General features: G+C 73.1%; 14 protein-coding genes. 7 read left to right on the top strand and 7 right to left on the bottom strand.

Annotated elements, in window-relative coordinates; genetic code table 11:
* The first annotated feature begins 19 nt into the window (after positions 1-19).
* Complete coding sequence (locus AC5L38_RS30205) at positions 20-1,402, top strand: pyridoxal phosphate-dependent decarboxylase family protein (protein WP_495246226.1); 1,383 nt, start codon at positions 20-22, stop codon at positions 1,400-1,402.
* A gap of 14 nt (positions 1,403-1,416) precedes the next feature.
* Here the strand turns inward: AC5L38_RS30205 and AC5L38_RS30200 are convergent, their stop codons facing one another.
* Positions 1,417-1,824 carry a winged helix-turn-helix transcriptional regulator gene (locus AC5L38_RS30200; protein WP_495246225.1) on the bottom strand — a complete coding sequence of 136 codons (408 nt, stop codon included), beginning with the start codon at positions 1,822-1,824 and terminating at the stop codon, positions 1,417-1,419.
* 83 nt (positions 1,825-1,907) lie between these two features.
* Here AC5L38_RS30200 and AC5L38_RS30195 point away from each other — a divergent pair, with 83 nt between their 5' ends.
* A complete protein-coding gene (locus AC5L38_RS30195) occupies positions 1,908-2,738 on the top strand; it encodes an NAD(P)H-binding protein (RefSeq protein WP_495246224.1) in 831 nt (276 codons plus the stop codon).
* 185 nt (positions 2,739-2,923) lie between these two features.
* Here the strand turns inward: AC5L38_RS30195 and lanL are convergent, their stop codons facing one another.
* Positions 2,924-5,929: a class IV lanthionine synthetase LanL gene (gene lanL, locus AC5L38_RS30190; RefSeq protein ID WP_495246223.1), complete on the bottom strand. Its 3,006-nt coding sequence runs from the start codon at positions 5,927-5,929 to the stop codon at positions 2,924-2,926.
* Positions 5,930-6,482: 553 nt separating this feature from the next.
* On the opposite strand from lanL, the gene AC5L38_RS30185 reads away from it, so the two are divergent.
* On the top strand, positions 6,483-8,018 hold the full coding sequence (locus AC5L38_RS30185; RefSeq protein WP_495246222.1) for a DUF885 family protein: 1,536 nt from the start codon (positions 6,483-6,485) through the stop codon (positions 8,016-8,018).
* A 224-nt stretch (positions 8,019-8,242) separates the two neighbouring features.
* Here AC5L38_RS30185 and AC5L38_RS30180 read toward each other — a convergent pair whose 3' ends face one another.
* A complete protein-coding gene (locus tag AC5L38_RS30180; protein WP_495246221.1) occupies positions 8,243-8,989 on the bottom strand; it encodes an SDR family NAD(P)-dependent oxidoreductase in 747 nt (248 codons plus the stop codon).
* 211 nt (positions 8,990-9,200) lie between these two features.
* On the opposite strand from AC5L38_RS30180, the gene AC5L38_RS30175 reads away from it, so the two are divergent.
* From AC5L38_RS30175 to AC5L38_RS30165, 3 genes are all read left to right on the top strand, one after another.
* Entirely contained in the window at positions 9,201-10,322 is a 1,122-nt protein-coding gene (locus tag AC5L38_RS30175) for an SDR family NAD(P)-dependent oxidoreductase (RefSeq protein WP_495246220.1), read from the top strand.
* A 71-nt stretch (positions 10,323-10,393) separates the two neighbouring features.
* Positions 10,394-11,965, top strand: coding sequence for a glutamine-hydrolyzing GMP synthase (gene guaA, locus AC5L38_RS30170; protein WP_495246333.1), 1,572 nt, complete (start codon positions 10,394-10,396; stop codon positions 11,963-11,965).
* 135 nt (positions 11,966-12,100) lie between these two features.
* The gene (locus tag AC5L38_RS30165; RefSeq protein WP_495246219.1) at positions 12,101-13,330 is read left to right on the top strand and encodes an acyltransferase family protein; all 1,230 of its coding nucleotides are present in this window, start codon (positions 12,101-12,103) and stop codon (positions 13,328-13,330) included.
* Positions 13,331-13,339: 9 nt separating this feature from the next.
* Here the strand turns inward: AC5L38_RS30165 and AC5L38_RS30160 are convergent, their stop codons facing one another.
* Positions 13,340-14,185, bottom strand: a complete 846-nt coding sequence (locus tag AC5L38_RS30160; RefSeq protein ID WP_495246218.1) for a polysaccharide deacetylase family protein — start codon at positions 14,183-14,185, stop codon at positions 13,340-13,342.
* A gap of 264 nt (positions 14,186-14,449) precedes the next feature.
* On the opposite strand from AC5L38_RS30160, the gene AC5L38_RS30155 reads away from it, so the two are divergent.
* Entirely contained in the window at positions 14,450-16,066 is a 1,617-nt protein-coding gene (locus AC5L38_RS30155) for a hypothetical protein (protein ID WP_495246217.1), read from the top strand.
* A gap of 147 nt (positions 16,067-16,213) precedes the next feature.
* Here AC5L38_RS30155 and AC5L38_RS30150 read toward each other — a convergent pair whose 3' ends face one another.
* From AC5L38_RS30150 to AC5L38_RS30140, 3 genes are all read right to left on the bottom strand, one after another.
* Complete coding sequence (locus AC5L38_RS30150) at positions 16,214-17,341, bottom strand: glycosyltransferase (protein WP_495246216.1); 1,128 nt, start codon at positions 17,339-17,341, stop codon at positions 16,214-16,216.
* Positions 17,338-20,229 carry a CDP-glycerol:glycerophosphate glycerophosphotransferase gene (locus tag AC5L38_RS30145; protein WP_495246215.1) on the bottom strand — a complete coding sequence of 964 codons (2,892 nt, stop codon included), beginning with the start codon at positions 20,227-20,229 and terminating at the stop codon, positions 17,338-17,340. The genes AC5L38_RS30150 and AC5L38_RS30145 overlap by 4 nt, the downstream gene beginning before the upstream one ends.
* A 171-nt stretch (positions 20,230-20,400) precedes the next feature.
* Entirely contained in the window at positions 20,401-21,945 is a 1,545-nt protein-coding gene (locus AC5L38_RS30140) for an NAD(P)/FAD-dependent oxidoreductase (protein ID WP_495246214.1), read from the bottom strand.
* Positions 21,946-22,325: the final 380 nt, after the last annotated feature.

The following is a 22,325-nucleotide window of genomic DNA, read 5'->3' as shown; positions in this document are numbered from 1 at the left end:
ATTCCACCAGTATCCCCGTGTGACATGGAACGTTGAGGAATTCGTGAACGCGGCGGGCGTGACCGTCGACGAGCTGGCCGCCTACGTCGACGAGAGCCAGCGGGGCGTGCCGCGCGTCGTCGGCCGCCGGCCCCCAGGCGAGCTGGCCGAACGGCTCGGGCTCGTCCGGTGGATCCGCGAGGGCGGTATGACGCCGGAGGAGTACCGGGAGTTCCTGCGCACCTACCTCGCCGAGGGTACGCGGCTGCACCATCCCGCCTACCTCGGGCACCAGGTCGCCACCCCCGACTTCCCCGCGGCGCTCGCCGACTTCGTGCACGGCGCGCACAACAACCCGATGGCCATCTACGAGATGGGAGCCTCGGCGGCGACGGTCGAGTTCGAGGTCCTGCGCTGGATGCTCGGCAAGGTCGGCTTCGGCGAGACGGGGGGCGGGGTCCTCACCCACGGCGGCTCGCTGGCCAACCTCACCGCGCTGCTCGCCGCGCGGGCCGCAGCCGCTCCCGACGCGTGGACCGAGGGCGTTCCCGGCGACCTCGCCCTGCTCGCCCCGGAGTCGGCCCACTACTCGCTCGCCCGCGCCGCCGCGATCCTCGGGCTGGGGGAGCGCGCGGTCATGCCGCTGGACGTGGACGGGCTCGGCAGGATCGACGTCGCCCGCCTGCCCGACGCCCTGGAACGGGTGCGCCGGGCGGGACGGCGGCCGATGGCCCTGGTGGCGAACGCCTGCGCGACCGGGACCGGCCTCTACGACAACCTGCGCGGCACCGGGGAGTTCTGCGCCGCCAACGGCGTCTGGTTCCACGTGGACGGCGCCCACGGCGCCTCCGCGCTGCTGTCCGGCGGGCACCGCCACCTGCTCGACGGGATCGAGCTCGCCGACTCGGTGGTCTGGGACGCGCACAAGATGCTGCGCACCTCCAGCCTGGCCGCCGCGGTGCTGACCCGGCGCGAGGGCGACCTGGACGCGGCCTTCCGGCAGCGGGCCAGCTACCTGTTCTACGGGGAGCAGGGCTTCGACCTCATCGGCAGGACCGTGGAGTGCAGCAAGGCCGAGCTGGGCCTGAAGGTCTTCCTCAACCTGGCCTGGCGGGGCGAGCGGGGCCTGGGCGAGTACGTCGCGAGCCGCTACGCCACCGCGCACCGCTTCTGGGAACTGGCCCGCGAGCGGCCGGGCTTCGAGTGCCCGTACGAGCCGGAGAGCAACATCGTCTGCTTCCGGTACGGCACCGGCGACCAGGCGGACATCCGCGAGCGCCTGATGGAGGACGGGGCCTTCCAGCTGACCTCGGCCGAGGTCGGCGGGGTCCGCCATCTGCGGATCACCGTGATCGCCCCCGCCACGGACGACAAGACGCTGGAGGCGCTGCTCGACCGCATCGCCGGGCCGCAGGAGCGATGAGCCCCCGGCGGGCCTCAGTGGATTCCGGAATCGGGGTGGGCGGCGTCCCAGCGGCGGCGCGACTCGGCGATGCCGTCGCGGTGCTCGGCCGACCAGTCGGCGAGGGTCCGCACCAGGTGGGTGAGGCTGTGCCCGGCCGGGGTCAGCTCGTAGTCGACCTGCGGCGGGACGACGGCGTGGACGGTCCTGGAGATCAGGCCGTCGCGCTCCAGGCGGCGTACGGTCAGCGTGAGCATCCGCTGCGAGATGCCGGGCACGGCCCGCTGGAGCTCGCGGAACCGGCGCACCCCCTGGGCCAGCTCGACGACCACCAGCACCGACCACTTGTCGCCGATCCGGTCGAGGACCTCGCGGATGCCGCAGTCCTCGCCCCCGCAGGAGACGACCGGCTCCGTGGTTACCGCGGTGTGCCCGACTGACATCGAAGTGCCTCCTTATGCCATGCGTCCTGGTTGTCGATGATGGACCCGGTTGTCGAAGAGAACCAACTACGCGGGGAGATCTCATGATTCTCATGACGGGGGCGACGGGCGCGCTGGGGCGGCTCGTCGCCGCGCGGCTGGCCGGGCGGGACGACGTGGTGATCGGCAGCCGCGCCCCGGAGGCGGTCGCCACGGGGAGACCGGCCCGGCTGATCGACTTCGGGTATCCCGCCTCGCTGGCGGAGGGCTTCGCCGGGGTGGACACGCTGCTGCTGATCTCCGCGGGCTACGGCGAGGACGACGTGGTGATCGCCAGGCACGGCGCGGCGATCGAGGCGGCGGAGAAGGCGGGGGTCTCGCACATCGTCTACACCAGCCTCAGCGCGGCCGGGGACCACCTGGCCTACGCGCTCGCCCACCGCTGGACCGAGCGCAGGCTCCGCGAGGGGGTCGCGAGCTGGACGATCCTGCGCAACGGCCTCTACGCCGAGCTGCTGGCGACGCTCGCGCCCGTCGCGGACGGCAGGATCACCGCGCCGCTGGGCTCCGGACGGCTGGCCGCGGTGGCCCGCGAGGACCTGGCCGACGTGGCCGCCCTGGTCGCGACCGGCGCCCCGGCGCACGCGGGCCGGACCTACGAGCTGGTCGGGGAGGAGGCGGTCGGCGGCGCGGAGCTGGCCGCGGCCCTCACCGAGACCACGGGAGGCGCCGTCTCGTACGAGCCGGGAACCCTCGCCGGGTCCCGTGAGGCGTTCACCGCCCTCGGCCTGGCGCCCTTCCAGGTGCCCATGCTGGTGAGCACCTACTCCTCGATCGCGAACGGGTTCATGGACGCGACGGGCGGCGACCTGCGGAGCCTGCTCGGCCGGGCTCCCCGGTCCGCCCTGGAGGTCATCGTCGCGGGACTTCGCTGACAGGACCAGGTACGCGCATCGGCCGAGGGCCCCCTGCCCGGCCGCGGAGAGGGCAGGGGGCCCGTGTGATCAGTTGTCGGTGCAGAACATGTGGATCCGGCAGTTCGTGAGGCGGCCCGCCTCGCCGGAGGCCGGCTCGCGCTCATCCAGACCCTGAAGGTCCTGAACGTCGAACGACATCGATTTCACCTCCTCGCCGATCTCGTGGCCGCGCCGGGCGCGGACCGCTTCTCCTTCCGCCGCCCCGGAGCGGGCGGCGAGCCTGGGACGGGGGGACGCCAGGCGTCCCCCACGACGTCGTCGAGCATCCACGGCCGCGCGTGCCGGTGGCGCAGCCGGACGAGGAAGGCGACGATCCCGGCCGTGCCGCCGAGGAACGTCGGGACGACCCGCGAGAACGGGTCCGGCACGAGCAGCCTGCCGGAGCGGGTCACGGCCCTGGCCTCCAGGCATCCGGCCAGCTCCCCGGCCCAGCGCAGGTACCGGTCGTCGCCCGTGAGTTCGGCCATGTCGAGGAGGAACTCGCCGTCGCCGGGCAGGCCGTGACACGGCACCGCCCCCGACTGCCAGCGGGTCCTGCGCACTGCGGCCGCCGCCTGACCGGCGAGCCGCAGGGCGTCCGGGTCGCCGGTGGCACGCCAGTACCGGACGAGGAAGGAGCCGATCCCCGACGAGCCGCTGCACCAGTGCGGCCGGCGCGGCAGGGCCGTCCGCGGATCCCCCGCGAGGGTCGGCCACCAGGCGGTGTCGCCGTCGACGTCGGCCCGCTCGCACAGGGCGCGGGCGACCTCGCGCACGGTCGCCATCCACTCCGGGCGGCCGAGGGTGACGGCGGCGTAGAGCAGCGCCGTGCCGACCCCGGCGATCCCGTGCGCGAAGCCGAGGTGGTCGGCGCCCGCGAGACCGGAGTCGAACGACTGCGGCGTCGGCCACCGGGGGTGTCCCATCCGGTAGGACCGCGCGCCGTGCAGGTTCTCGAACGTCTCCACGGCCCGCCTGCGGAGTACGGGGTCGCCCGAGCGCAGGGCGAGGCGCAGCACCGTCATACCGGCCCCGGCCAGCCCGTGCGTCACGTCGGGGCTCGGGTGCTCCACCGGGAGCCGGGCCGCCGCCCGCAGCGCGAACTCCCTCGCCGCGTCGTCGCACAGGGCCTCCGCCGCGTCGTGGAGGGCCCAGACGGCTCCCGAGCGTCCGAAGTACAGGCCGGGGGGCCAGGCGTCCTCGTCGGAGAGGCGGCGGCGGAGCCACCTGGTCGCGGCGTCCGCCGCGCTTCTCGCCCCCGCCGCGCCGCCTGCGACGGCGTTGTCCGTGACGGCGTTGCCTGGGACGGCGTTGCCTGGGACGGCGTTGCCTGGGACGGCGTTGCGTGGGGCGGCGTTGTCCGTGATGCCGCTGTCCGTGACGGCCGCGCGGGAGGCGAGCGTCAGGACGGCCAGGATGCCCGGCACGCCCCCGTTCACCGAGCACGGGTCCGCCTCGGCTCCGCCGGCCCCGCCGACCGCGTTGGGCCACGGCGACGGGCTGTCCTCCCGGCGGTTCATGGTCTCCACCAGCCACGCCAGCCCGTCCGCCACCAGGAGGTCCGCCCGTCCGGCCCCGTCCGCCACCAGGAGGTCCGCCCGTCCGGCCCCGTCCGCTGCCAGGAGGTCCGCCCGTCCGGCCCCGTCCGCCGCCGGGAGGTCCGCTCGTCGTACCCCGTCCGCCCGTACCTCCGCGTGGGCGGGGGTCGCGGGGTCGAGGGTGTCCAGACACCTCGCGCAGCGGTTCAGGGACCAGCGCTCCTCCGGTTCGGTGACCAGCCCTTCCACCAGGGGGCGGAGGAGGGCGAGGGTGGGGTTGGCCGCGGACACCGCGGCGACGTGGTCGAGGAGGCGCCGGCCGCGGGCCGGACCCGTCGTGCCGTCCTCGGGGAGCTCCAGCCCGGTGCCGGTCGCGAGGAAGTACGCCAGCCCGCCGAGGCCGAACAGGTCGGCCGCCTCTCCCGGGGCCGGCCGGAGCTCGCCGGTGTGCGGCACCAGTTCCGGGGCCAGGTAACCGGGGGTTCCGGCGATCATGACGATCTCGCCCGGCACCGTCGCGTGCTCCAGGTCGACGAGCCGGAGGCCGCCGCCGGGCAGGAGCATCACGTTGTCCGGCGAGAGGTCGCGGAAGACGTGGCCGAGGTCGTGGACGGCCCGCAGCGCGTCGACGAGGCGCCGCAGGATCGGCAGGACCTCGGCGGCACCGTTCCCGAAGCCGTCGTACCCGAGAGGCCCGGCGTTCCCCTCGGACCAGCGCCGCAGCGTCGTCCCGGGCACGCGCTCCTCGACGAGGAACGCGTGCCCGCCCTGCTCGAAGAAGTCGACCACGGCCGGGACGACCCCGCTGGACGCCAGGGCCTCCAGCCGCGACCTCTCCGCCGCCAGCCGGTCGCGCGCGTCCCGGCCCCCGAGGTCGGACGAGGCGTGCGGCCGGGCCTCCTTGATCACGACTTCTGCGCCGCTCTCGGTGTCCTCCGCGATGTACACGCCGCCCCTGTTGGCGTGTCGCACCGCCTCGCGGACCACGAAACGGCCGTTCAGCAGCACGGCGCGCCGCTCCGGCCTCCCGGGGGTGCCGGACGCGGGGAAGGGTGAGGCGGCGAAGGAGGGCGGGGAGAACCGCGGCAGCCGCTCGTCATGGATCGTCGTCCCCTCCGGCGTGCGGAGCCGTACCTCGTAGAAACCGTCGTTGCCGAGCACCCGGTGCCCGCCGAAGGCGCCGTAGCGGTAGTGGACGATCCCGCCGGGCCGGTAGGGCTTGTCCGACAGGATCGCCGGGCCGGGAAGCCCCCGGGTGGCCTCGTCGAGCAGCGGCGCCAGCCGGGCCGCCTCGGCGTCGCCCGCCGGGTAGGCGGTGACGAACTTCCCCGCCTGGGCGCGGGCGCAGTGGGGGGCGAGGAGTTCCCAGTAGCCGGCCAGCCGCGCGGGGAACTTGAAGGCGCATCCCTCGGCGGCCAGCACCCGTACGACCCGGGAAAGCACGACCGGGGCGGAGAGCATCGTCGCGGAGACGTGGAGTTTCCAGCCCTGCGCGGGCATCGCGTACCCGCCGGGAACGACCAGGCACCAGAATTCCCCGTCGCTGACCGACCAGTCGCGGGCCGGGACCCGTCCGATCTCGGCGATCGCGATGTCACGCAGGAGGGCGCTGTCGCCCGGGGGGATTTTCACGGGAGATCATCCTTCGGCTGTCACGGTTCGACGTCACACGGGAAACACGTCACACGGGAAACACGTCGTACGAGAAACTCGTCACACAAGAAACACATCACGCAAGAAACACGTCGTACGGGAGGTCCGCGTCACGCGGGGAATCCGCGTCGTACGGTCAAGAGGGACGCGAGAAACGGGCGAGGTGCCCGCGCCGGGAAGTCGCGCCGGTGACGTGGGTCCCGCCGGGGACGCGGCCGTCGCCGATCCCGTCACCGGGACCGCGTCGTGGTGATCGCGCATATGTGAGATCGGCGGAGCCGCCGCGTATTTCCGCCTGCCGGCGCTGGGCAATACGAAAACACGATGGATATGGGGTGCGCCATGTAAAAGTACGCACTTCTCGCTCGGCGGGAGTGGCCTGCCGAACATTTAATCCGCTTATTTCATATTCCCATATATTAATTCCGGTCCGCCGTGGCGGGCTTCACGTGGACGTCCGCCAGGTACGCCCTCGAATGCGCGGGTGTCGTTCCCGGCCTCGTGGGACCTCTCCTGATATAGCGTCGCGTCCATGACCGAACTCGACGGCCGCCTGCGCGCGGTGTGCGACCTCACCGTCTCCGGTGTCCGGGAAATGGCCGGGCGGCACGAGTACGACGGCCTGATCCAGGACCTGTCGCCGGAGGGGGTGCGTGCCGGGCTGGCCGCGCTGGGCCGGGGGCCGCTCCCCGCCGACCCGTACGACGCGGCGCACCTGCAGATCTTCGAGGAGTCCGCGCGGGTGCAGCTCGGCGAGCTGGAGCTGCACCGCCGCAACCCCCTGGAGCACCTGAACAGCCTCGACCTGGCCACCTACGACCGCGAGTACGCCCCCGAGGCCGAGCGGAACGCCGCCAAGCTCGCGCACCTGGCCCTCTGGCCCGAGGCGGTGGACAACGCGGTCGCCGCGCTCGACCTGCTCAGCGCCCCCGTCGCGACCGCCCTGCTGGGGCCGGTGCGCGGGCTGGCCGCCGGGGTGCCCCGGGACGCCGACGAGCGCGTGCGCGAGGCGGCGTTCAGGGCCCACGCCCGGCTGGTGGAGCACGTCGAGAAGGCCGCGCACAACGGAGACCCGGACGCCTCCCTCGGCGCCGAGGGGCTCGCCAGGCTCATGGGCGCCGGTGACGGCCTCCCGGTGGACCTGGGACGGCTCGCCGAGCGCGCCGACGCCGAGCGCGACCGCCTGATGGCCCGGCTGACGGAGTCGTGCGCCGCGCTGGGCTTCGCCGGACGGCCACCGCTGGAGGTCGCGCGCGAGCTGGTCAGGCAGCACCCCGATCCCGACGGCGTGATCGAGGCGGCCAGGATCGGCACCGAGAGGGCGATCGCCTTCACCAGGGAGAAGGACCTGGTGCCCTACCACGACGGGGAGTGCCTGGTCGGCATCGCGCCCGAGTCGCGCCGGTGGGGCATGGCCATGATGAGCTGGGCGGCGCCCGGCGAGCCGGACAGCCCCTCGTGGTACCACGTCACCCCGCCCGACCCCTCGTGGCCCGAGCGCGACATCGAGGAGTGGCTGGAGGTCTTCAGCGAGACCACGCTTCCCGCGATCAACGTGCACGAGGTCGCCCCGGGACACTTCTCCCACGGCCGCGCCCTGCGCCACGCCCGCTCCGACGTGCGGCGGACGCTGTTGTCACTGGCCTTCGCGGAGGGCTGGGCGCACTACGCGGAGGAGCTCTGCGCCGAGGAGGGCTTCGCCCCCGGCGACCCGCGCTTCGAGATCGGCGTGTGGCTGGAGGCGCTCATCCGGGTGACCCGGCTGGCCTGCGCGATCGGCGTGCACTCCGGCGCGATGACCGTCGAGGAGGGCGCCCGCCGCTTCGCCGCCGACACCCACATCGCCGGTCCCGCCGCCCTCTCGGAGGCGGCGCGGGCCACCTTCGACCCCACCTACGGCCGCTACACCTGGGGAAAGCTGGAGATCCTCGACCTTCGCGACCGCGCCAGGGCCGAATGGGGCGCGGGCTTCGGCCTCAACCGCTTCCACACCGCCATGCTCGCCCTCGGCTCCCCGCCCCTCGGCCTGCTGGACCACGCCCTGCGGCCGGACCCCGGCGCCCGGTAGGCCCTCGGGGGCGTCAGGACGGCCGGCGGGAGCTCGGCCGCGGGTTCTCGTACGGCCGTCCGGCCGACGGGGGGCGGCGCGGGTCCCGTGCGGCCGTCCGGGCGGGGGCGCCGGTCACGGCGGCGGGCGGCGCGGGCTTGGCGCGGGTCTTGATGTGGCCGTCCGTCCGGGCGGCGCGGGCTCGGCGCGGGTCTTGATATGGCCGTCCGTCCGGGGGCGCGGGCTCAGCGGTCGACGGCGGTGGCGCCGCCGTCGACGACCAGGTGGGTGCCGGTGATGAAGGACGCCTCGTCGCTCAGCAGGAACCGTACGGCCGCCGCGATCTCGGCGGGGCGGCCCAGGCGGCCGAAGAGCGACCTCCGGGTGAAGGACTCCAGATAGCGCGCGTCGCCGCCCGTGGCGGCGGTGAGCATCGGGGTGTCGACGTAGCCGGGGCAGACGGCGTTGACCCGGATCGGCGCCAGCTCGTGGGCCATCGAGCGGGTCAGTCCGAGCATGCCCGCCTTGGACGAGCAGTAGGCCGGGATGAAGGCCTGTCCGACCAGGCCCTCGATCGAGGAGATGCCGACGACCGCCGAGCCCTCCTGGCCGCGCAGGTCCTCCAGCAGAGCCTTGACCAGCAGGGCGTGAGCGCGCAGGTTGACGTTGAGCACCGCGTCCCATGAGGCCTCGGTCAGGTCGCCGAGGGCCATGGGGGCCGCGACCCCGGCCGCGTGCACGAGGCCGCCGATGGAGGTGAGGGCGTCGCGGCTGGTGGCGGTCGCGACGGGGAGGGCCGACGAGTCGGTGACGTCGACGGGGACGGCGACCGCGGCGACGCCGTTCGCGGCGGCGAGCGAGGCGGTCTCCTTGGCGCCCCTCTCGTCCAGGTCCCAGATCGCCACCGGACGCCCGGCCTCGGCGAGCGCCAGCGCGCAGGCCCTGCCGATTCCCGACGCCCCGCCGGTGACGACGACTCCGGTACCGGTCATCGGCGACCTCCTCGACTGTCGATGGCCTCACGTTAGCTTCGCGCCCGATCGATCACCGGGCACGATGGCTTTGTGTCCGAACTGTGGCCGGGCACGATGGCCTCGTGCCCGATCGGTCGCCGGGTACGGCGCGAACCGGAGGCGGCGCGAGGTGTGAACCGCCGGTCCGGAGGTAACACGATGCGTGAACCACGATGCGGGAGGAAGCGCCATGCGTGAACTGTCGGGCAAGGTCGCGGTCGTCACGGGCGCGGGCAGCGGGATCGGGAGGGCGCTCGCGCTGCGCCTGGCCGCGGAGGGGATGTCCCTCATGCTCGCCGACGTCGACCCCGGCGGCCTCGCGGAGACCGCCTCGCTGGTGGAGGGGAGCGCGGCGCGGGGAAGCGCGACGGAGGGCGGGACGCTCGGGGGCGCCGGGGGCGCCGGGGGCGCCGGGGGCGCTGGGGGCGCTGGGGGCGCTGGGGGCGCCGGAAGCGCCGGGGGCATCGGGAGCGCTGGTGGCCTCGGGGGCCTCGGGGGCCTCGGGGGCCCCGGGGGCAAGGTGCTCACCGAGATCACCGACGTCTCCGACCCGACGGCCGTGGATCACCTCGCCGACCGTACGTTCGGGGAGCTGGGCGCGGTCCACGTGCTGTGCAACAACGCGGGGGTCTTCCAGGGCGGCCGGATGTGGACCCGGGAGCCGGAGGACGTCGCCTGGATGCTCGGGGTGAACCTGTGGGGCGTGCTCCACGGGATCCGGGCCTTCGTGCCCCGCATGATCGACCAGGACACCGAGGGCCACATCCTCAACACCGTCTCCGCCGCGGGACTGTTCTCCGTCCCCTACCTCGGTCCCTACGCGGTCTCGAAGTACGCCGCGCTCGCCGCCTCGCAGTCCCTCGCCCAGGACCTCGCGACGGCCGGCTCCAGGCTTAGGGTGACCGCGCTGTGCCCCGGCGGGGTGCGTACCGGCCTCAACCACTCCGGCCGTCTCCGGCCGGAGAACCTCGTGGCCGCCGGGCGCACCGAGGACGAGGTGGCCTCCTCCGCGATCATCGACGGCCTGGTGGAGGGGGGCATCGACCCGGCCGAGGTGGCGCTCGCCGCGGTGGCCGCCATCCGCGAGGAGCGCTTCCTGGTCCTCACCCACCCCGGCCACGCCGAGGCCCTGCGCGAGCAGACCGAGGCCATGATCGCCGGCGCGCTGCCCCTGTTCCCCGGCCAGGCGGACCGTGCGGGCGGCAAGGATCATGCGGGCCGTGCGGACCAGGCGGGCCTTACGGACCAGGCGGACCGTGCGGACCACGCGGGCGGGAGCGCCGACGGGGGAGTGCTTCCCGGCCGTGGGTGACGGAGTGGCGGGAGATCTTTCCGGCTACCAGCGGGCGCGCTGACGGGCGCCGATAGACTGGCACCACCGCTCTGTTCCTTTTGGGGGTCTTGGTGTCTGAGTTCGACACGGTCCTGGTCGTCGACTTCGGCGCGCAGTACGCGCAGCTGATCGCGCGAAGGGTGCGTGAATGCCACGTCTACTCCGAGATCGTCCCCTCGACGATGTCGGTCGAGGAGATGATGGCCAAGAAGCCCAAGGCGATCATCCTGTCCGGAGGTCCCTCGTCGGTGTACGCCGAGGGTGCCCCGGCCGCCCCCGCGGGCCTGCTCCAGACCGGAGTGCCGACCTTCGGCATCTGCTACGGCTTCCAGATCATGGCCCAGGAGCTCGGCGGGGAGGTGGCCAGGACCGGCACCGCCGAGTACGGCGGCACCGACCTCGACGTCGCGCGGCAGGGCGTGCTCTTCGCGGGGCTGCCCGCCACCCAGTCGGTCTGGATGTCTCACGGCGACAGCGTCTCGGCCGCCCCCGAGGGCTTCACCGTCACCGCCGCGACCGCCCAGACGCCCGTCGCCGCCTTCGAGCACCCCGAGCTGGGCCTGTACGGCGTCCAGTTCCACCCCGAGGTCCTGCACTCCGACCACGGCCAGGCCGTGCTGAAGCACTTCCTCGACGCCGCGGGCTGCCGCCCCTCCTGGACGATGCTCAACATCGTCGAGGACGCGGTCGAGGCGGTCCGCGCCCAGATCGGCTCCGAGGGCCGCGCCATCTGCGGCCTCTCCGGCGGCGTCGACTCCGCGGTGGCCGCCGCCATGGTCCAGCGGGCCATCGGCGACCGTCTCACCTGCGTCTTCGTCGACCACGGGCTGCTGCGCAAGGGCGAGGCCGAGCAGGTCGAGCGCGACTTCGTGGCCGTCACCGGCGTCAAGCTCCGCGTGGTCGACGCCCAGGAGCGCTTCCTGAAGGCGCTCGACGGGGTCACCGACCCCGAGGAGAAGCGCAAGATCATCGGCCGCGAGTTCATCAGGGTCTTCGAGGACGAGCAGCGCGCCATCATCGCCGACGGCCCCGTCGACTTCCTCGTCCAGGGCACCCTCTACCCGGACGTGGTCGAGTCCGGCGGCGGCACCGGCACCGCCAACATCAAGTCCCACCACAACGTGGGCGGCCTCCCCGACGATCTCCAGTTCTCGCTGGTCGAGCCGCTTCGCACGCTGTTCAAGGACGAGGTGCGCCGGGCCGGGGAGGAGCTGGGCCTGCCCGCCGCCATGGTCTGGCGCCAGCCGTTCCCCGGCCCCGGGCTGGGCATCCGCATCGTCGGCGCGGTCAGCCGCGAGCGTCTGGAGATCCTCCGCGAGGCCGACGCCATCGCCCGCGAGGAGCTCTCCCGCGCCGGTCTCGACCGGGACATCTGGCAGTGCCCGGTCGTCCTGCTCGCCGACGTCCGCTCGGTGGGCGTCCAGGGCGACGGCCGCACCTACGGCCACCCGGTCGTGCTGCGCCCGGTCTCCAGCGAGGACGCCATGACCGCCGACTGGTCGCGGGTCCCGTACGACGTGCTCGCCCGCATCTCCACCCGCATCACCAACGAGGTCCGCGAGGTCAACCGGGTGGTGCTCGACGTGACCAGCAAGCCCCCGGGCACCATCGAGTGGGAGTAGGCGCCCCGCGGGCCACGGCCGGGGAGCGGGCCTCCCCGGCGGTTTCGCGAGGTGCCGGGCGGTAAGCGGCCGGGGAGCGGGCCTCCCCGGCGGTTGGCACGGTTTCGCGAGGTGCCGGGCGGTAAGTTGGGGCGGGTGTCCTCCACCACCCCCATCGGTCCCCCCGGCGGCGCAGCCTCCCCCCCGACCCCCGTCGCCCGCCTGGCGTGGCTCGACGCGTTGCGTGGCATCGGCGCGGTCGCCGTGTTGCTGGAGCACCTGCTGCCCTGGTTCATGCCCGCCCTGCGGCCCTACTGGTTCAACCTCGGGATGTACGGCGTCCTGGTGTTCTTCCTGGTCAGCGGCTACATCATCCCGGTCTCGCTGGAGAGGCGCGGTGACGTCAGGGCCTTCTGGATCAGCCGCGTGTTCCGGCTCTACCCGATCTACCTGCTGGTCGCGGTGGCCGTCCTGGTCATGGCGATCTGGATGCCCGTCCGCGAGCAGGTGCCGAGGGACCTGGCGTCGGTGTCCGCGCACGCCACGATGCTGCTGGACGTGGTGCACCTGGGCGGCCTGGCCGACACCATGTGGACGCTCTCCTACGAGATGGTCTTCTACCTGGTCGTCACCGCGCTGTTCGTCGGCGGGGCGCACCGCGCGAGCGGGACCTACGCGGTGGGCTTCGGCGCCGTCGCGGTCGTGGCGGGGCTGCTGCTGACGGGGCCGCTGCTGACGGGCCTCTGGCCCGCGTACGTGTCCGGCGTGCTGTTCTTCGCGGGCCTGGCGTGCCTGATCAGCGGCCGGTTCCAGAAGGCCGCCGCGTACGTCCTGGGCGCGATGGCGCTGGTGCTGCTGATCTTCTCGGGCTTCGTGCCGTGGCTGGGGGCGGCGATCCTCGCGGTGATGTTCGCCGGGACCGCGATCTGCCGCTGGGAGCAGGGCGCGGGCGGGCTTTGGCCGGTGGCGGCGGCGACCGTGCTGGTGGCGCTGGCCCCGGTCTGGTCGGGGCAGGCGGGCTGGTGGTGGGTGCGGCCGGGGCCGTGGTTCGCGACCATGGCGCTGGCCGGGGTGACGTTCGCGGTCGCGATGGCCCTGCGCGAGCGGCGGCTGCCCAGGTTTCTCGTCTGGCTGGGCCTGGTCAGCTACTCGATCTACCTGCTGCACCACCCGCTCCTGCGGCTCATGCACGCCGTCGTCGGCGACGTACGGGACGCGGGGCAGGTGGTGCAGCTGTCACTCTCGGCGGCGTTCGTGCTGGTGGTGCTCGGCCTGAGCCTGCTCACCCACCGCTACGTGGAGCTTCCCATGCAGCGGCTGGGCAGGCGGCTGGCCCGCGGGCCGGGTTCCTCCTCCGAGGTTTCCTCGGGCGCTTCCTCGGTGTGAGGCCGCGACTCAGAAGTCCTCGGGGGACTGGGCGTAGTCGTCCGGGTCGCCGGTGGGCGACTCGGAGGACAGGTCGTCGTCCTTCTCGGAGCCGACCGGGTAGATGTCCCCGGCCTTGGCGTCCTTGGCGCCGCGCAGCGAGGAGACCGCCACCACGTGGTATCCCTGCTTCTGCAGGGCCGCCAGCAGCTTCGGCATCACCGTGACGGTCTGCGCCACCCAGTCGTGCATGAGGATGACCCCGTCACGCTTGGCGTTCTTGAGCACCTCGTCGTAGATGGCCTTCTCGTTCTTGGTCGCCCAGTCCCGCGAACCGCCGTTCCACAGGACGATCGGCATGCCCATCTGGGTGGCGATCGCCACGACCCGGTCGTCGAGCTCGCCGTAGGGCGGGCGAATCGTCGTCGGGTACTTCCCGGTGGACTTCTTGACGATGTCCTGGGTCTTGGTCAGCTCCTCGCGGATCCTGTCGTCCGACAGCTCCCGCAGGTGCGGGTGGCTGTAGCTGTGGTTACCGATGTCATGGCCTTCGGTGACCATCCGCTTGGCGAACGCGGGGCGGGACTTCACGTACTGGCCCTCAAGGAAGAACGTCGCCTTGGACTTGTACTTCTTGAAGGTGTCGAGCAGCTTGTCCGCGTACTTGCCGGGGCCGTCGTCGAAGGTCAGCGCGATGCACTTGACCTTCGCGCAGTCCACGGGCACGGGCTTGGGAGCGGGCTTGGGCGTGGTGGTGGCCTTGGGAGCGGGCTTGGCCTTGCCCGCCGTCGCGGCCGTCGTTCCGGGCTGGTCCGCACTCCACGCGGTGGTCGGGATAGCGATCATGGCCAGCGCGCAGGATGCGGCCAGCAACATTCGGACAGGAGACTTCATGAGGGGAGCTCCGGGTCAAATCGACGTCGGTCGAATGGGCATCCTATCGAGGTGCCTGATGCCTCCCGGGGCTGAAGCGTCACGATGTGCTGTGAAAGGCATGTCCCGCCGGTGATCGGGCCGCGCCGCCCCGCCCAGCACAAACTTGACGTTTTCCCAGGTCATGGGTGTGTATAGCGGGCCGGACGCACCCCTGGCGTGTTCGATGATGGCATCGGCCCCCTGCCGGAGCACGCTGGGAAGACCATGACGATCAGTACGGCGGTCCCGGAAGCGGCCGAGGCGGAGCGGGGGGAGAGCGGCGGGGCGCCGGCCCGCGACCGGTGGTTCACCCTCGCCTGTTACGCGACCGCACAGCTCGCGCTGCTCGGCTGGTGGCTCGCCTTCCATCCCGGGCTGATGAGCCCCGACTCCGTCACCTACGTCGCGCACGTCACGACGGGCCCCTGGGTGGCCGGGCAGTCGGTCGCCTACGACGCCCTGCTCGGACTCTCCCTGAGGGTGACGGGCGATCTGTCCCCGGTCACCCTCCTGCAGACGGCGGCGATGGCCGCCGCCCTGGCCCACCTCGCGGGCGCGATCCGGCGGCTGGGGGTGCGGGGGCGCCCGCTGCTCGTGGCGGTGGGGTGCGCCGCGCTGGCGCCGCCGCTCGGCGCCTTCACGGTGTCGATGTGGAAGGACGTGCCGTTCACCGTGTGCGCGGTACTGGCCGCGGGCACCGCCGTGCGGCTCGTGACCCGTCTCGGTTCCCGGTCCGGTGCCCGTCGTGGTGGCCGGTCCGGTGCCCGTCATCGTGCGCGGCCCGGTGCCCGGGCCGTCACGCGGGACGAGCCCCCGGGGCGCGGCGGGGCCGGGTGCGCCGTGCGGGACGAGGATCGGCCGGGGGAGGGGGCCGCGCGCGGGGGTGGCGGGTGGGGCTGGGACCCGCGGTTCGCCGCCCTCGGGGCGGAGCTGCTCGGGCTGGGGCTGTTCCGCAACAACGGCTTCCTCGTGGCGGGGATCGCCGCCGCGCTGCTGGTCGCGCTCCTGTCCGGCCGGACCCGGGCCCGGCTGTGGGTCGCGACGCTGGCGGCCGGAGCGGTGGCGGTGCCCCTGTTCCTGCTGGGCGCCGGATACCCGGCGATGGGCATCGCGCCGCCGTCCCGCTCGTTCGCCTACCAGACGGTGTTCGGCGACCTCGCCGTGGCGTACGGGGAGAGACCCCGGCTCTTCGACCGCGAGCAGCGGGAGCTCCTGGCGGGGATCGCCCCGCTCGACGTCTGGCGGCGGGGGGCGACCTGCCAGACCATGGCGGGCGTCTTCTTCGACCCCGGGTTCGGCCACGCGCGGGCCGAGGAGCGGATCTCCGAGGTCCTGGAGCTCTGGCGGGGGCTGCTGGTCCGCGCCCCCGGCATGATGCTGGACACCCGGATCTGCCGTGCCGCGCTCGCCTGGCGGGTCGGCTCGACCTCGGGCGAGCCCGGCGGCGAGCTCTACCGCTTCTCGCTGAGGGAGCCCCGGCTCCCCGACGACTGGCGGGGCACCCCGGCGGCCTCGGCGATGCGGCAGCGGCCGATCTCCGCCGGGCTGCAGGCCGCCGGGCTGTTCGCCCTGGACGCGAGCACGGCCGGGCAGCTCGAATGGCTGCTCTGGCGGGCGCCCTTCTGGTGCTACCTCGCCTACGCCGCCGCCGCGCTGGTGTGGTGGCGTACGGGAAGCCGGGCGGCGCTCGCCGGGGCGGCCGTGGTCGCGGGACAGCAGATCGGGGTGATCCTCACCAACACCGCGCCGGACTTCCGGTTCATGGTGTCGCCGATCTTCATCGGTGTCCTGCTCGTCCCGCTGCTCCTGCGGGAGGCGGCGGCCCTGGCACCCCGTCGATGAGCGGGGCTTCCCCAGGGCCGCTCCGGCGGAGGGCCGGGGCCCCACTCCGGTTGCCCGGCCCTCCGGTTCCGCCGGCCCTCCGGTTCCGCCGGCCCTCCGGTCCCGTCGGTTCTCAGTGCTCGCGGGTCCTCGGTACGGGGCCGGCCGTCAGCGGTCGAGCTCGTCGAACAGCGCCTCCCAGCGGTCCAGGACGCGGGGCAGCCGGTACTCCCTCATCCGTTCCCTGCCCCTGGCCCCCATCCTGCGGCGCAGCTCGGCGTCGGACATCAGGCGCTCCAGCGCGGCGGCGAAGCTCCCGGTGTTGCCCGGCTCGGCCAGCATGCCGTTGTCCCCGTCCTCGACCAGGGTCCGCACCCCCGCGGAGGCGTCGCAGGCCACGGCGGGCAGCCCGCAGGCCGCGCCCTCGGCGAGGACCAGCCCCCACCCCTCGAAGTCGCTGCTCAGGGTGACGATGGAGGCGTCCAGGTACTCGGCCTCGATGTTCCCGACCTGCCCGCGGAAGACGATCCGGTCGCCGAGCCCGGTCTCGGCGGCCTGCGCCTCCAGGACGGCCCGGAGCGGCCCGTCGCCGATGACGTGCAGCTCCCACGGCTCCGCGACGGCCGGGACGGCGGCGGCGAAGGCGTCGATCAGCAGGTCGATCCGCTTCACCCTGACCAGCCGCCCCGCCGAGACGATCCGCGGGTTGCGCAGCGGGGCCGCCTCCGCGGGGAAGACGCTGACCGGGTTCAGCATGGTCGCGCAGTTGGCGAGCCGGTGCCCGGTGAAGGACTCGGCGTAGTCGTCGCAGAGGAACAGCGCCTTGTCGAGGTGCGCGTAGTGCTTCTTGATCAGCCTGAGGTTCGGGGAGTCCACCGCCTCGGTGTACGACTGGTGGTACTGGCCGATCTTGGCGAGGTGCGGCATGGGCAGGTCGGAGATCCAGTGGGCGGCCCAGGGCGAGGCGATGACCATGTAGCCGTCGTCGATCCGGTCCGTCAGCCGCAGCAGCTTCCGGCGGGCGGCGGCGACCTCCTCCGGGGTCCTCCGCTGCCTGGCCCTGCGCCACGGCAGCGGGCGGGCGACGGCCTCGGGGGCGGGCGTGTCGTACAGCGTGGTGTGCCGGTAGAGGGGGTCGGCGACGTAGGTCTGCGGCTGCCGGGAGGGGTTGATGCTGATCAGGTTGACCCTGTGCCCGCGCGAGCCGAGGCCCTGGGCCAGGGTGTGGATGACCCGCTGGGACCCGCCCATCGAGTCGCCGTCGGTGCTGAGGAAGAGGACGTCGCGCGATCTCATCTCATGACCTCCGGGAAGAACGCGTCCACGACCCTGCCCGCGGCCTGCCCGTCGTCGAGGCCGCACCAGCGGTCGCGGAACTCCGCGTAGCGCCGCGCGTACCTCTCGGTGATCTCGGTGAGCCGGTCCAGCGCCTCGGCCAGCTCGCCGGGGTCGCGCAGCAGCGGCCCGGGGGCGACCTCGGCCAGGTCGAAGCAGACCCCCCGCTGGGTGGAGGCGTAGTGCTCGTAGTCGTCGACGTAGTAGAGGATCGGCCTGCCGAGGCAGGCGTAGTCGAACATGATCGAGGAGTAGTCCGTCACCAGGACGTCCGAGGCGAGCATCAGGTCGTTGACCTCGGGGAACGCCGAGGCGTCCCGGACGAGCCAGCCGAGCGGGTCGGGCACCGAGAAGCGGTCGTACTGGTGGGAGCGGACGAGGACGACCCAGTCCGGGGACAGCGCGCCGGCGAGGGCGGGCAGGTCGAGGCGGATCGAGTCGCCGCTGAAGCGCCTGCTGTCGCGGTAGGTGGGCGCGTAGAGGACCACGCGCTTTCCGGCGGGGATCTCGAAGAACTCCCTGACCTGCCGCGCCCGCTCGCGCTGGGCCGGTTCCATGTGCCGCACCAGCACGTCGGTGCGCGGGTATCCGGCGTGCAGCAGCTCGCCCCCGAACCCGCTGGCCTCGGCGAAGTCGCGGCGGAAGTCGGGGCCCGGCGTGAGCAGCGTGTCCCAGCGCGCCACCGCCTCGGCGTACTTCCTGGCCAGGGCCGGCTGCGCCCGGTGCCGGGGCTCGTCCAGCCCCATCCTCTTGAGCACCTGGCCGTGCCAGGTCTGCAGGTAGCGGGTGCCCGCGCGCTTGCGGTAGCAGTAGGGGAGGTTGTGGCTGTCCACCCAGTGCCCGGCGCGCGCCAGGGTCCAGGCGTAGCGGAAGGTGTCGCGCCGGACGAGGTCGACGTCCTCGGGGAAGCGCTCGGGGACGTCCGCGTGCGACCAGACCGCCCGCAGGCCCGTGGCGCGCCGCTGCAGCTCCTCGTGGACGTAGCGCGGGTTGCCGGTGTAGCCGGTGCCCTCGGCCGACTCGAACAGCACCAGGCGGCGGTTCACCGGCACCGTCGCGCTGACCAGCCGGTAGAAGCGGCCCAGGTTGCGGGGGGTGGCGAGGTCGGCCAGCAGGTTCCGCCACAGCTCCGCCACGTTCGGCAGGCGCCGCCCGGCCGCGGGGCCGAGCCTGCGCGCCGTGAGCCGGAACGGGATGTCGGCGGACGCCTCCAGGACCAGGCGGCCCGAGCCCGCCGGACCCACAGCGCCCACGGAGGTGAACGACAGCCCCGGGACCGTGAGGAGGGGCCGCAGGTTGCGGCGCTCGCCCTCGTGGAGCGAGATCATGACCGCCTGCGGCCTGACGGCGTTGTCCGGCCAGTCCAGGTCGGGAAGGGAGATCGACACCGTCCCCTCCAGGATTCCCGTCCCCTCGGGGGCGGCTCCCGGCATCCGCGGGATTCTCTCCCTCTCCGGCTCCTCCGGGTCCCACTGCCCTTCGAGCCCTCTCGGGACCCGTTTCTCCCGGTCCTCCGGCGGCTCGATCACGACGGGTGCCATCTGGACGGGGATCGAGGCGATCGCCCGCTTCCTGCCGCCGACGCGGAGCCACGCGGTCAGCGTGCGGCCGTCGAGCACCCGGCCCGGGTCGTAGGTCCGCAGGCGCAACCGGACCTGGTCCCGTGACGCCTGCAGGTCGACGAGCTCGTGCCGGAGCAGCGCGCTGGAGAGGGGCTGCTCGGCCAGGCGCAGTTCGGTGACGTCCAGCTCGCTCCGCCCCTGCTCGTCCCGGGGGAGCTCCGTCCCCCAGAACACCCGCCCGCCGTCCGCCGTGACCGCCCGGGGCGGGACCGAGTGCCTGCCGCCCAGCTCGACGGCGGCGAGCGCCGCCTCCGCGCCGCGCCGCTCGCGGACGAGCTGGATGCACACCCGCTCCGCCCGGGTCAGCCGCTCGACCGCGGTGGGGTCGAGCGTGTCCACGTACGGGATGACGATGTCGGCGAACTCGGAGATCCACGCCGGGTCGCGCTGGGGCAGGTCGCCCAGGTAGAGGCGCAGGTCGTGGGAGAGGAAGCGGAAGTCCTTGTCCTCCTTCAGGTCGAGGGAGCCGGTGCTCGCCAGGACGCGGTCGCTCAGGACGGCGGCCGTGACGCGCTGGCGCACGTTCTCCAGCTCGTGCCGCCGGGACGAGATCGACCTGGTGGCGGGGGTGGCGGCGAGCAGCCAGCGGTAGACCGGCCACGGCACGATGGCGAACAGCTTGCTGCGGCAGAACAGCTCCGTCGACCAGACGATGTCCTCGTGGTGGATGTCCTCGGGGAAGCGGATGCGGGTGACGTCGAGGAAGGTGCGCCGGTACAGCTTGTTGGTGGCCAGGCAGTTGAAGAGCAGCTCGGGCTCGGCGCGGATGCCGTCCACGACCCGCCGTTCCGTGAACAGCTGGGGGTACCAGAGGGTGACGGCGCCGGTCGCCTCGTCGACGCGTTCCACGGTGCCCATGACGAAGTCGGCGCCGGTCGCCTCCGCCTCCAGCAGGAGGCTCTTGCAGGCGTGCCTGGGCAGCTCGTCGTCGCTGTCGAGGAACATCAGGAAGGGCGAGCGCGCGGCGTCCATGCCCGCGTTGCGCGGCGCGCCGCAGCCGCCGCTGTTGGCGGGCAGCCGTACGTAGCGGACCCGGCCGTCCTGCTCGGTGAGGGATCTGGCCACCGAGGGGGTGTCGTCGTCGGAACAGTCGTCCACGATGACCACTTCGAGGTTCTTGAGCGTCTGGCTCAGCACGGAGCGCACGGCCCGGGGTAACCGGGCCGCGTCGTTGTAGGTGATGACGATCACGCTGACGTCGGGGACCGTGTATCGCTGTGCTGTCATGGTTCGCAACTCCAAGGCGGCTGGGAGGAGAGCCTTGACCCGCGGTGACCCGCGCCCGATGGGCGAAGGCCAGGCAAGGCGTCATGGGATCGCCGGTCGTCGGCCGGGGGGTCCTCGGGCCGAGGTGGCGTGTCCGTAAGGTCGGTGGAAGGTGAGGGGGAGGCGGGGCCCTCAGGCGGAGGCGGGCGCGTCCGTGAGGAGGACGGGGGCGTCGCGGCCGGTGCCGCTCGCGGCCCGCCTCGGGTCCGCGCGCTCCTCGTGATACTCCTCGTCGACGTTGACCTCCCAGACGTCGTGCCGGGCTCCGTCGACGATGTTCTCCACGGTCAGCATCGCGGTGAGCATGGAGTGGTCCTGGTTGTTGTACCGGTGCATGCCGTTGCGGCCGACCGGGTGGATCTCCGGCCACTCCACGTCGAGATACTTCCTGAGCACCTCGACGTTGCCGGCGTAACCGGCGTCGTAGACCGGGTAGGCCTTCGGCATCCGCACCACGTAGCCCCGCTGGACCGAGCCGGGGGTCACCAGGCCGAGCTGCTCCAGCTCCCGGGTGCCGAACGCGACGAGGTCGTCGTCCGGGGCGCGCCACAGGTCGTCGCCCTCGTCGACGAAGTACTCCAGGCCGAGACAGGTCCGCCCGGCCTGCACCAGGTACGGCGACCAGGAACCGTAGTTCTGCACCCGGCCGAGCCGGACCTCGGGGGAGTGGATGTAGATCCAGTTGTCGGGGAAGGAGAACCGCTCGGGGACGACCAGCGCGACGGTGAGGAAGTCGCGGTACCTCAGCCCCGCGGCGGCCTCGGCGACGGCGTCGGGCACGTCGGGCCCGAACGCGCGGATCAGGGCGTTGAGCGGCATCGAGGAGACGAGGTCGCCGCAGTACACCTCGCGGGTGGCGCTCCTGCTCCCGTCGTCCGGGTGAGCGGCGCCGGTGCCGTCGCCGGGACGGCCGGTGCCGCCGTCGTCGTCCGAGCGGACGGTGACGGCCAGGCGGCCGTGGTGGCGGCGGATGCGCTCGACCCGGGTGCCGAGGTGCACGGCGCACCCCCGCTCGCGGACCCGGTCGGCGCAGGCCTGCCACATCATGCCCGGCCCCAGCTTGGGGTAGCGGAACTCCTCGATGAGGCTCGTGACCTCCTTCCGCCGCCCTCCGGGCGTCAGCGCGTCGGCGACGGCCTTGCCCAGGGAGAGGTTCCTGATCCGCTGCGCGGCCCAGTCGGCCTGGATGCTCGTGGCGGGAACGCCCCACACCTTCTCGGTGTAGGTCTTGAAGAAGATCCCGTAGAGTCGCCGGCCGAACCTGGCCGCGACCCATCCCTCGAAGGTGGACTGGTCGGCGGGCGGCCTGATCCTGGCCCAGGCGTAGGAGCCGACGCACCGCAGGGATTCGAGGACACCGAGGTTGAACAGGGCGTTGGACGCCTTCAGCGGGTAGTCGTAGAAACGGCCCTGATAGTGGATGCGGCTCATCCGCGGGCGGAGCAGGAAGTCCTCCTCGCCGAGGATCTCGTTCCAGAAGTCCTCCACCCGCGACACCTTCGTGAAGAAGCGGTGCCCGCCGATGTCGAAGCGCCAGCCGTCGCGTTCCTCCGTACGGCTGATCCCGCCGACCACGCGGTCGGCCTCGAAGACCTCGCAGGGGTGTCCTCGCCGGGTCAGCTCGTAGGCCGCGGTGAGCCCGGCGGGCCCCGCTCCCACGACCACCGTTGAATCCATGCGCTTCCCCCCGCGAATGCCGTTTCCCGTGATCTCGCCCGTCTCGGTCACACGATCGTGTCGGACGGCCAGGGGGGATCGAAGGGTCATTACGTCTTACTAGGACGTGTGCATTCCCAGCCTTGACCTGGGCTTGGGGAAGGCGTTGCCGCGCCGCGGGCCCGAGGCGCGGACGGTTCGCCCGCGAGAAGCACGCGCGAAGCACGCGGGAGACACGCGGGAGACACGCGGAAGGCGCGCGGTAGATGTGCGGAAGGCGCCCGCGAGAAGCACGCGGGAGACACGCGGGAGATGTGCGGAAGGCGCACCGGAGACGCGCGAAGGACATGCGGGGGATGCGCGGGGATGTGCGGGAGATGTGCGGGAGATGGTCAAGTCTC

It is taken from the genome of Streptosporangium nanhuense (genome assembly GCF_059358815.1).
The sequence above is the reverse complement of the archived record's forward strand: the minus strand, read 5'-3'. Positions and strand labels throughout refer to the sequence as shown.

What these genes read in the sequence shown, in the direction of transcription:
- AC5L38_RS30200 (WP_495246225.1), bottom strand. Translation starts at nt 1,824, where the DNA reads ATGTCAGTCGGGCACACCGCGGTAACCACGGAGCCGGTCGTCTCCTGC.
- AC5L38_RS30195 (WP_495246224.1), top strand. Translation starts at nt 1,908, where the DNA reads ATGATTCTCATGACGGGGGCGACGGGCGCGCTGGGGCGGCTCGTCGCC.
- AC5L38_RS30185 (WP_495246222.1), top strand. Translation starts at nt 6,483, where the DNA reads ATGACCGAACTCGACGGCCGCCTGCGCGCGGTGTGCGACCTCACCGTC.
- AC5L38_RS30180 (WP_495246221.1), bottom strand. Translation starts at nt 8,989, where the DNA reads ATGACCGGTACCGGAGTCGTCGTCACCGGCGGGGCGTCGGGAATCGGC.
- AC5L38_RS30175 (WP_495246220.1), top strand. Translation starts at nt 9,201, where the DNA reads ATGCGTGAACTGTCGGGCAAGGTCGCGGTCGTCACGGGCGCGGGCAGC.
- AC5L38_RS30160 (WP_495246218.1), bottom strand. Translation starts at nt 14,185, where the DNA reads ATGTTGCTGGCCGCATCCTGCGCGCTGGCCATGATCGCTATCCCGACC.
- AC5L38_RS30155 (WP_495246217.1), top strand. Translation starts at nt 14,450, where the DNA reads ATGACGATCAGTACGGCGGTCCCGGAAGCGGCCGAGGCGGAGCGGGGG.
- AC5L38_RS30150 (WP_495246216.1), bottom strand. Translation starts at nt 17,341, where the DNA reads ATGAGATCGCGCGACGTCCTCTTCCTCAGCACCGACGGCGACTCGATG.
- AC5L38_RS30145 (WP_495246215.1), bottom strand. Translation starts at nt 20,229, where the DNA reads ATGACAGCACAGCGATACACGGTCCCCGACGTCAGCGTGATCGTCATC.
- AC5L38_RS30140 (WP_495246214.1), bottom strand. Translation starts at nt 21,945, where the DNA reads ATGGATTCAACGGTGGTCGTGGGAGCGGGGCCCGCCGGGCTCACCGCG.